Origin of the sequence: Nesterenkonia salmonea (assembly GCF_005771525.1) — a bacterium.
Classification (GTDB): domain Bacteria; phylum Actinomycetota; class Actinomycetes; order Actinomycetales; family Micrococcaceae; genus Nesterenkonia; species Nesterenkonia salmonea.
In genome coordinates this window covers 26,531-36,056 of record NZ_VAVZ01000038.1, presented here as the reverse complement: position 1 = coordinate 36,056, position 9,526 = coordinate 26,531, and the positions used below count along the sequence as shown (strand labels likewise).

General features: G+C 61.3%; 9 protein-coding genes and 1 tRNA gene. 4 read left to right on the top strand and 6 right to left on the bottom strand.

Translation table 11 applies throughout. The features are described from left to right. Window positions 1-197: 197 nt before the first annotated feature. Window positions 198-281, bottom strand: a tRNA-Leu gene (locus FEF26_RS12605). A gap of 129 nt (window positions 282-410) precedes the next feature. Here FEF26_RS12605 and hrpA point away from each other — a divergent pair. Together hrpA and FEF26_RS12595 are read left to right on the top strand one after the other, a co-directional pair. Beyond that, window positions 411-4,286, top strand: a complete 3,876-nt coding sequence (gene hrpA, locus FEF26_RS12600) for an ATP-dependent RNA helicase HrpA (RefSeq protein WP_138253894.1) — start codon at window positions 411-413, stop codon at window positions 4,284-4,286. Next, window positions 4,271-4,897: a DNA-3-methyladenine glycosylase I gene (locus FEF26_RS12595; RefSeq protein ID WP_341805150.1), complete on the top strand. Its 627-nt coding sequence runs from the start codon at window positions 4,271-4,273 to the stop codon at window positions 4,895-4,897. The genes hrpA and FEF26_RS12595 overlap by 16 nt, the downstream gene beginning before the upstream one ends. Here the strand turns inward: FEF26_RS12595 and FEF26_RS12590 are convergent. Together FEF26_RS12590 and FEF26_RS12585 are read right to left on the bottom strand one after the other, a co-directional pair. Beyond that, window positions 4,894-5,313, bottom strand: a complete 420-nt coding sequence (locus FEF26_RS12590) for an SdpI family protein (RefSeq protein WP_138253893.1) — start codon at window positions 5,311-5,313, stop codon at window positions 4,894-4,896. The two genes, FEF26_RS12595 and FEF26_RS12590, sit on opposite strands and share 4 nt — an antisense overlap. Continuing rightward, window positions 5,313-5,747 carry an HIT family protein gene (locus FEF26_RS12585; protein ID WP_138253892.1) on the bottom strand — a complete coding sequence of 145 codons (435 nt, stop codon included), beginning with the start codon at window positions 5,745-5,747 and terminating at the stop codon, window positions 5,313-5,315. The genes FEF26_RS12590 and FEF26_RS12585 overlap by 1 nt, the downstream gene beginning before the upstream one ends. 63 nt (window positions 5,748-5,810) lie before the next feature. Between FEF26_RS12585 and FEF26_RS12580 the strand changes: the two genes are divergently transcribed. After that, a complete protein-coding gene (locus FEF26_RS12580; protein ID WP_138253891.1) occupies window positions 5,811-6,227 on the top strand; it encodes a Fur family transcriptional regulator in 417 nt (138 codons plus the stop codon). A 16-nt stretch (window positions 6,228-6,243) separates the two neighbouring features. Further along, window positions 6,244-6,972 carry an alpha/beta hydrolase gene (locus FEF26_RS12575; RefSeq protein ID WP_138253890.1) on the top strand — a complete coding sequence of 243 codons (729 nt, stop codon included), beginning with the start codon at window positions 6,244-6,246 and terminating at the stop codon, window positions 6,970-6,972. Here FEF26_RS12575 and FEF26_RS12570 read toward each other — a convergent pair. Genes FEF26_RS12570 through FEF26_RS12560 form a run of 3 tightly spaced genes read right to left on the bottom strand, consistent with a single transcriptional unit; the run spans window position 6,927 to window position 9,497 of the window. Further along, window positions 6,927-7,796, bottom strand: a complete 870-nt coding sequence (locus tag FEF26_RS12570; RefSeq protein WP_138253889.1) for a metal ABC transporter permease — start codon at window positions 7,794-7,796, stop codon at window positions 6,927-6,929. The genes FEF26_RS12575 and FEF26_RS12570 overlap by 46 nt on opposite strands. Beyond that, window positions 7,789-8,574, bottom strand: a complete 786-nt coding sequence (locus FEF26_RS12565; protein ID WP_243730573.1) for a metal ABC transporter ATP-binding protein — start codon at window positions 8,572-8,574, stop codon at window positions 7,789-7,791. Before FEF26_RS12565 ends, FEF26_RS12570 begins: the two co-directional genes overlap by 8 nt. Next, the gene (locus FEF26_RS12560; RefSeq protein WP_166433029.1) at window positions 8,571-9,497 is read right to left on the bottom strand and encodes a metal ABC transporter substrate-binding protein; all 927 of its coding nucleotides are present in this window, start codon (window positions 9,495-9,497) and stop codon (window positions 8,571-8,573) included. The genes FEF26_RS12565 and FEF26_RS12560 overlap by 4 nt, the downstream gene beginning before the upstream one ends. Window positions 9,498-9,526 lie beyond the last annotated feature (29 nt).

The following is a 9,526-nucleotide window of genomic DNA, read 5'->3' as shown; positions in this document are numbered from 1 at the left end:
GAAGAAGGACTCTGGAACCGATCAGGATGGGCCGGCAGAACCCACTAGAAAAGGGCCAACACGCCCGGGCCATACACACATTTCTGCCTATAACCCCACATTTCTGCCTATAACCCGAGGTCGGGGGCAGAGCTGAAGACAAAAAGGTGGGGCCCAGAACCTGAAAGTTCTAGACCCCACCTTGTCCGATCAAACTGTGCGCGAGGGGGGACTTGAACCCCCACGCCCGTGAAGGCACTGGCACCTGAAGCCAGCGCGTCTACCAATTCCGCCACTCGCGCAATGGCCCCCGTTATCCCGGATTTCTCCGAGCCCCTGGGGACCTCAAACTGCTCAAAAACAGCGAAAATTATCCTAACCCGATCAGTGCACAAGTTCCTAATCCGGCTGACCGATAGACTTTGGAAGATATGTCCGTGACCTCCCCCCTCTCCCCCGCCTTCACAGCTGAGAACCTCAACTATCCCGAGCACCTGCCGGTCAGCAGTGAGCGCCCCAGAATCCTCGAGGCACTCCGCGAGCACCAAGTGGTGGTCATCGCCGGAGAAACAGGCTCGGGAAAAACAACCCAGCTGCCCAAAATGCTCCTGGAATTGGGCCAGCATGACTCCGGACTCATCGGGCACACCCAGCCACGCCGTCTCGCAGCACGCTCGGTGGCTGAGCGGCTCGCTGATGAGCTCGGCACGGAAATCGGCAGCACCGTTGGGTACCAGGTCCGCTTCACAGCAGAGGTTGGGCAGGACACCTCAGTCAAACTGATGACCGACGGCATCCTTTTGGCAGAGATCCAACGCGATCCGTTACTGCGGAAGTACTCCGCCATCATCATTGACGAGGCACACGAGCGCAGTCTGAACATCGACGTGATTCTCGGGTACCTGAAACGGATTCTCGCCCAGCGACCCGATCTGAAGGTCATTGTCACATCGGCAACCATTGACCCTGAGCGTTTCAGTGAGCACTTCGACGACTGCCCCATCATTGAGGTCTCAGGCCGCACCTATCCAGTCGAAGTGCGCTACCGGCCGGTGGTCGATGTCGAAGCCAGCGCGGAGGACGGGACCGACCAGTCCGAGGACCGGGACGAACTCGATGCCATATGCGATGCCGTGGTGGAACTCAGCGCTGAACCAGACGGTGACATCTTGGTGTTTTTCCCCGGTGAACGGGAAATTCGCGACGCCGCCGAGGCACTGGCAGAGACCACCAAGAGCCACCGGCGCCTGAGCGGAACGGAGATTCTCCCCCTGTTCGGCAGGTTATCGCTGCAGGAACAGAAGCGCGTGTTCAACCCGGGAGGGCGGCGTCGAATCGTCCTGGCCACCAATGTGGCCGAAACCTCGCTGACGGTTCCAGGGATCAAGTACGTGATCGACACTGGTACCGCGCGTATCTCCCGATACTCCACACGCACGAAAGTTCAGCGACTCCCCATCGAGCCGGTCAGTCAAGCCAGCGCCAACCAGCGGGCCGGACGGTGCGGACGCACCAGTGACGGTATCTGCATCAGGCTCTACGCCCAGGAAGACTTTGAATCACGCCCGGAGTTCACGGACCCGGAAATCCTGCGCACCTCTTTAGCCAGTGTCCTGCTGCAGATGTCCTCGATGGGTATCACCAAGACTCCCCAGGAGCTGCTGGACTTCCCATTCGTTCAGAAACCGGAGGCCAAGGCCGTCAACGACGCCGTCCGCCTCCTGTCCGAACTCGGCGCACTTGAACGCTCCGGACGCGTGACGCCAACTGGCCGTCGGATCGCTCAACTGCCGGTGGACCCACGTTTGGCGCGAATGATGGTGGAGGCCTCCAGCAGGGGGTGCCTTACGGAGGTCACCGTTCTGGCTGCCGGGCTCTCCATCCAGGACGTCCGCGAGCGCCCCGCAGAGCACCGAGACGCCGCAGATCAGCTTCACGCCCGGTTCGCTGACGATAAGTCCGATTTTTCTGCACTGCTGAACCTCTGGCGCTACATCGGCGAAAAGCAGAAGGAGCTCTCCTCCAGCCAGTTCAGGAAACTGTGCCGACGCGAGTATTTGAACTGGCTGCGCATCCGCGAGTGGCAGGACCTGGTGCATCAACTCGGCGAGCTCGCCCAGCAGGGAAAACTCTCCAGCCGCCGTGTGCGCACCAGAGACCCGGTGGAGCATGTGGCCAAGCATGATGAGATCCACAAGTCTCTGCTTGCCGGTCTGCTCAGCCACCTGGGGCTCTACAGCCCCAGGACCCGCGAATACCTCGGCGCACGCGGAGCCCGGTTCGCTATTTTTCCCGGTTCGGGCCTGTTCAAGAAGAACCCCGATATGGTGATGGCCGCAGAACTGGTCGAGACTTCCCGGCTGTGGGCGCGAGGGGTCGCGGCGGTAGAACCGGCCTGGGCGGAGGAGCTCGGCCAGCATCTGGTCAAACGCAGCTACACCGAGCCTGTCTGGTCTTCAAAGCGTGGCGCGGTGGTCGCTACCGAGCGGGTGACTCTGTTCGGTGTTCCGATTATCGCCGACCGGTCCGTCCTCTACGGAAAGATCGATCCGGAGTTCGCGACTCAAGAGTTTATTCGCCACGCGTTAATGGAGGGCGATTGGAACACCCGTCATCACTTCGACAAACGCAACCGGGCCCGGTTCAAAGAGATCGCCGAGCTGGAGGACAGGACACGGCGCAAGGATCTGCGTGCTGCCGACCATCACCTGATCGAATTCTTCGCTGAGCGCCTTCCTAGGCACGTCACGTCTCAGCAGGCATTCGACGTCTGGTGGAAGAAGCAGCGCCACCAGACCCCTGACCTATTGGATCTGCCGGATTCCACGCTGATGGCCCCCGAGGCTGAGCAGGTGGATTTGGATGCCTTCCCGGAGCATTTTGACCACGATGGCCTGAAGTTGGAACTCACTTACGCCTATGAGGCGGGCGTGACGGTCAGGATCCCGGTGCTGTTTCTGAACCAATTGGATCCTGCCCGGTTCGAGTGGTTCATCCCCGGCCGGCGGACCGAGATGATCACGGCACTGATCAGGTCGATGCCCAAGCAGTTGCGGAGGAACTTTGTGCCCGCCCCGGATGTAGCGGCCCAGGCCTGTCATCAGGTGGAGCAGGAGTACGACGCCGCCTCCGGGCCTCTGCGGGCAGCACTTGCCACAGTCTTGAGGAGGCTCAAGGGTGTGGTGGTGGAGCCGGCAGACTTGGACTTTGAGGCTCTGCCGGATCACCTGCGTTTCACCTTCGCCGTGGTCAGTGACCGTGGCCGAGTCTTGGACTCTGGGTTCGATCTGACGGAGTTGCAGGTTCGCTTCAGCGGGGAGAACCGTGAGGCGATCGGCCGTTCAGTCAGCAGCCAGACCGCGCGCTCACCGGCCAAGGCGCCGAAAGCTCCGGGCACCGCATCGCTAGGGGTCGATCTTTCCCAACGCCACCAAACCTCCTGGACTTTCGGAACTATCGACCAGGAGGTCACCAGCACCTCCGAAGGGCTTCAGATCACCGGCTACCCGGCGCTCACCCCGGATCCTGCTGACTCCACAGGCCAGGACGGGGTGAGACTCACCATCACCCAATCCCCTACTGAACAGGCGCGCACCCACCGACTCGGCGTCGTCGTGCTCCTACGGTCCGTGCTGCCCTCCCCTCAGCGCTATGTGGTGGAGCATTTGAGCAACCGTGAGCGGCTGGCGTTCGGGCAGTTCGGCGATGTGGAAGACCTGGTGAGACAGTCGACCACGGCCGTGCTGGATCATTTGGTGCCGACCGACCTGCCGTTCACGGCCGAGGACTTTGAGCAGCTTTCCCGGCATGCTCGAGCCGAGCTGATCGAGACGGTGCTGACTCTTACTGATCTCCTGGCGCAAGTGCTCACACTGAACACTGAGCTTCGGGCACGGTTGTCCGCGGTGAAGTCAGCAGCGCTGCGCCCGGCCGTAGCAGACATGCAGGCGCAGGTCGAGCAGCTGGTCTTCCCTGGGTTCGTCACCAGTACTGGTTTTGCGCAGATGCGGCACCTTCCCCGGTACCTCAAAGCGATGCACCTGCGGCTGGACCGGCTGGAGGCGGGGCAGGGCGTGGCACGCGACACCACAGATATGCAGCAGATCCAAGAGGTGGAGGATGAGTACGACGCCGCTGTGGAAGCTGTGCCTGAGCAGCTCCCCCTGCCTGCCGCGCTTGCCGATGTGAAGTGGATGATCGAGGAGTTGCGGGTGAACCTGTTCGCCCAGCAGCTGGGCACGGCTCAGACGGTGAGCATCAAACGCATCCGGCGCGCTATCAAACACGCCGGATGGGACTCCCCATGACCTCCAATGCGGGAACCGGCTCTGATGTACAGCCCCGTTGCCCGTGGAGCGCCGCGAGTGGGGAGATGCTCACCTACCACGACACAGAGTGGGGTTTCCCGGTGGACAGTGATCAGCGGCTCTTCGAGAAGCTCTGCCTGGAGAGCTTCCAATCCGGGCTCAGTTGGCGCACCATCCTGCACAAGCGTCAGGCCTTCCGGCGAGCCTTCAGCGACTTTGACATCCCCACCGTGGCGAGATTCAATGACGGCGACGCCGCACGGCTGGTTCAGGACGCCAGTATTGTGCGGAACCGGCGCAAGATCGCTGCGGTGATCGGCAATGCTCGTGCCGCTGAGAGGCTGATCGAGAGCGAAGGCTCACTCGCCGCCTTCACTTGGTCCTATGAGCCAACCTCGGAGGAGACGGAGCCACCTCAGACGGTCTCCATCTCGCCTGCGTCAGTAGCCATGTCCAAGGAGCTGAAACGGCGCGGCTGGGCATTCCTTGGCCCCACCACGGTGTTCGCCTTCATGCAGTCCATGGGACTGCTCAATGATCACACCTACGACTGCGTCATACGGCCGTCGGTGCAGGCGGCGCGAACAGGATTCGTCCGGCCCGGACGCTAGGAGCCGGCGCGGTTGCTCCCGACCAGCTGCTCCGCAAGCTCCAGCCTCTGATCAACCGCCCGGTGCGCAACCACGACTGCCCGCCATGCATGAATTAGCACTGCAGCCGTGAAACCGCCGATGACCACCATGATGAAGACCCCCGCTGCCTCCTCACTGCGTACGACAAGGGCACCGAGGACACATGCCGCCATGGCTCCGTAGGTCCAGTAGGCCAGGGCATAGAGATGCGGTTGAGCTGCCCTGTGGCCAATGTCCCAGGCTTCATCCGAGGACTGCAGTTTGCGTGTTCGCAGCCCCCACACGTAGTTGCGTGTGAGTTTCCCGGACTTCACCTGCGCAGCCATCATGTGCAGCATCAACACGGCGGGCGCCAGTGCCAGTCCGGTGATAAGCAGGCTGATACCGCCGTCCATCAGTGGTCCTCTGCGGGCACGTTCTCCGCGTCACCCATGAGACGCAGTGCCACGCGCAGTTTCTCACCCGCTTGATCCATCTGCGCAGGATCGGGGTCCTCCATGGCCTGCGAGAAGTCGAAGTCTGCCATGGAATTTGAAGGCCATACATGCAGGTGGAGGTGCGGTACCTCATAGCCGGCGATGACCAGACCTGCGCGAGCGGAGCCAAAGGCCTCCACCTGGGCCTTACCGATGCGGTGCGCCACAGTACTGAGATGTGCCATCAGCTGAGGGTCTGCATCGGTCCAACGGTCCACTTCCGCCCTCGGCACGACCAACGTATGCCCGTAGGCCAGGGGCGCTATGGAGAGGAATCCGACACAGTGTTCGTCCTGCCACACGAATCGGCCCGGGAACTCGCCGTCGATCACCTTGCTGAAAACAGTAGTCATACGATCCACCCTATAGCCCCTTCTAAACCCGTGAACAGGGTTCCCTGCTACCCTTATCGCACCATGAGCACAAGCATCTCAACTACTCAGGTGAAGGGCAGATCCACCCGCCAGAAGCGTGCGGTGTGGGCTGTCCTGAGCGAGCTGGAAGACTTTGTCTCCGCCCAGGATCTTCACCGCATCCTCAGCGACCGTGGAGAAAAAGTCTCCCTGGCTACGGTTTACCGTGTGCTGCAGACCCATCAGGAAGAGGGTTTGCTGGATGTTTTGCGTCCCGATGATGGGGAGGCCATCTTCCGACTCTGCGCAGGCCAGGAGCACCACCATCACCTGGTCTGCCGCAACTGCGGACTCGCAGTAGAGTTCGAGGCACCGGATATGGAGACCTGGGTCAGCAAGCTGGCGGCAGAGAACGGATTCACTGAAGTTCGGCATACGCTGGAGGTCTACGGACTGTGCCAGAACTGTTCCGCCGCCTAGGTCAGCGGTGAGGACGATGGCGGAGCCAACAGCAGGTGCCCTTGTCCTCCATGGATTCACCTCCACAGTGGAGTCGATGAGACCTGTGGCAGATGCTGTCGCAGATGCTGGCTACGACCTGGAGCTGCCGCTGCTTCCCGGGCACGGTACTCAGTGGCAAGATCTCGCCTCAACGCCAGCCCATGCGATTCTCGAGGCGGTATCGGCCGCCTATGACCGGCTGGCGGCTCGCTGTGACGTGGTCGTCCCCGTGGGCCTGTCCATGGGGGGTGCGCTGGCATTGTGGGTTGGCGCAGAAAGAGAAGCGGCTGGCGTCGTCGTCATCAATCCTGGGCTCCGCCTGACACCAGGAACGGGCCTGTTGGCCAGAGCCATATGGCGGTTCAAACCCACAATTACTGCGATTGCCGGCGATATCGCCAAACCGGACACTGTCGAAGAAGCCTATCCGGTCACCCCACTCCGCGCCGTGGGAGAGCTGGACCGGCTCTTCGCGAAGGCCCGGAGTGCACTTCCACGACTCGCAGAGCGGGGCACCCCAGTTCTGCTGCTGCGTTCACCAATCGACAATATTGTCGGTTCAGGCTCCGCGACACTGCTGAAACGGCGTGTCCCACAGACCCATGAAGTAATTTTGCGCCGAAGTAGGCATGTCGCTCCGCTGGACCATGATGCCGACCTCATCGGCCGGCGCACCGTTCAGCTCATTGCGGCGGCAGTCTCAGAAGAGATGCGCGCGCGCTGACGTCTGCCCACGAGCAGGCACACCACGTAGATCAGGAAGCTGATCGTGGTGATGTATGGGCTGATCGGCACTGTGCCCATGATGGCGATCATGATCCCGGCAACAGCTGAGAATAGGGCGAATCCGCAGGAGAGCAGCACCACTATCAAGGGGCGGCGCGCCACTTTCAGAGCCGCCGCACTCGGGACCACCAGTAGTGCCAGGACCAGCAGCGCTCCCACGACCTGCACGCTCATCGCCACGGCCCCTCCGAGCAGGACCATGAAGATGATCGTCAGGAGGTTGACGCGGACTCCGCGGGCCGCGGCAAGCTGGGGGTCGACTGAGGAGAACATCAGAGGCCGCCAAATGAGGATCAGGATGACGCTGATGACCACAGCCACCGAGATCAGGGTACGTGTCTGAATATCATCGACGCCGACGATCTGCCCGGTGAGCAGTCCGAACTGGTTGGCGGTCCGTCCCTGGTATAGGTACAGGAACAGAATGCCCAGCCCCATGCCGAAAGGCATGAGCACAGCCGTGACAGCGCTGACTTCACGATCCCGGATGCTCAGGATCCCGATCAGCGCCGCTGCCGCTACGGCACCAAGGGTTGAACCCAGCACCACGTCCAATCCGATCAGCAGGAACAGTGCTGCACCGGCGAAGCTGATCTCTGCGATCCCGTGGACGACCAGCCCAGCCCGGCGCAGGTTGATGAACACGCCGATGATGCCGCCCATCAGCCCCAGGACTGCAGCCGTCAGCACAGAGTTCTGCACCAGCTGAAAGAGCTCCCAGTAGTTGTCGGTGCTGAATGACGAGGCGATTCGCTCAATCATGGTGAACCCCCTCTGAATGCTCGCCCATCACGACGAGCCTGCCTTTGTGTTCGATGACTTCAACCGGTGACTGGTAGAGCTCGGAGAGCACCTCTGAGCGCATCACATCCTGAACGGTTCCCATTCTGTGGTCACCGCGAGCGAAGTACAGGACGCGGTCGACGTGCTTGATGACCGGATTGATCTCATGGGTGACGAACACCACCGCTGCTCCGCGGTCCACAGCCTGACTGCGGATCAGTTCCGTGATGGCGCGTTGGTGATTGAGGTCAAGGGAGTGCAGGGGTTCATCGCACAGCAGCAGTCCTGGGTTACCTGCCAGCGCCTGAGCCGCCCGCAGACGCTGCTGTTCCCCTCCGGAGAGGAGACCCACCGGACGTTGCGCGTACTCTGCGGCTCCGACCTGGTCAATGAGCTCATCAATACGCGCCCGTGACCTCCGGCTGACCCATGGAATGCCGTATTTGTGACCTTCCAGCCCCATGGCCACAAGGTCCTTAGCTCGCAGTGGGGTTTCCAGTTCCAGCTGGTGGTGCTGTGGGATGTACCCCACTTGGTGGGAGCCACGCCGCACGGGCTTCCCCAGGACCTGGGCTGTTCCGGAGTTCAGCCGCTGCAGACCGAGCAGGACTTTCAGAAATGTGGACTTACCAGCACCGTTTGGTCCCAGAACGGCCAGAAACTCGCCCCTGTCCAGAGACAAGTTCACGTCCGACCAGAGAGTCCGGGCCCCGAACCGGACAGTGGCAGAGTCCAGTCGCAGTGCCGGCTCCGTCAACGGATCTCCTGCAGGGCATCCTCGACAATGTCGATATTGGCGTCCATCCAGTCCAGGAACCCGTCAGCGTCTTCCGGAAGAGTCTCCGTAAATTCCACCACGACGGCGTCCGCGTCCTCGGCAGCGTCACGGATACGTGCCGCCTGCTGGGTTTCAGTCTGTGGGTTGAAAGATAGGAGGTCGATCTCCTCCGCTAGGTCCAACGCCTCAGAGTACAGTCTTGGGGAGACATCATCTCCATGCTCAACGGCATTGAGGAACTCCAGGGGCGTGACATTGTCGAATCCGGTGTCATCGAGCAGAAAACCGCTGACTGCCTCGGTGGCGAAGTAGTTGAGACCCTCTGCATCAAGTTGGCGGTTGCGTTCAGCGAGGTCGTCGATGTCTCCCGCCAGGGCCTGCGCATTCTCTGTGTAGAACTCTGCATTCTCCGGAGCGAGCTCACCTAGGTGGTCGGCGAAGTCCAGGACGAATTCGCTCATCCGGTCCAAGTCATACCAGATGTGCTCGTTCTCCCATGTGCCGTCGAACTCATGAGAGTGCCAGTTCTCCCCTGGTATCAGCTGGTAGAGCTGCTCTTCTTTATCTGCGGAAGAGGCCAGCAGGGTCATGAAAGCGTCGTAGCCGCCGCCGTTGGCGATGATGACATCGGCATTTTCCACGGCCAAGCGGTCCTGCGGGGTGGCTTCATAGGAGTGCGGATCCACCGCGGTGGAATCGACCATCGGATCCACCTCCACAGTGTCCCCGGCGATACCTTGGACCAGGTCAGTGTAGACATCAATCGAGGCCACAACAGTCAACCCTGTGTCCTCGACGGCGGCGTCATCAGCCTGCACAGCACTGCCCTGCTCTTGACTTCCACAACCGGAAATCAGCAGAACACCGGCGCACGCAGCAGCGGCAAGAGGAGATTTTCGCATGGCTCCACAGTACATTTGTTGAAAACTGT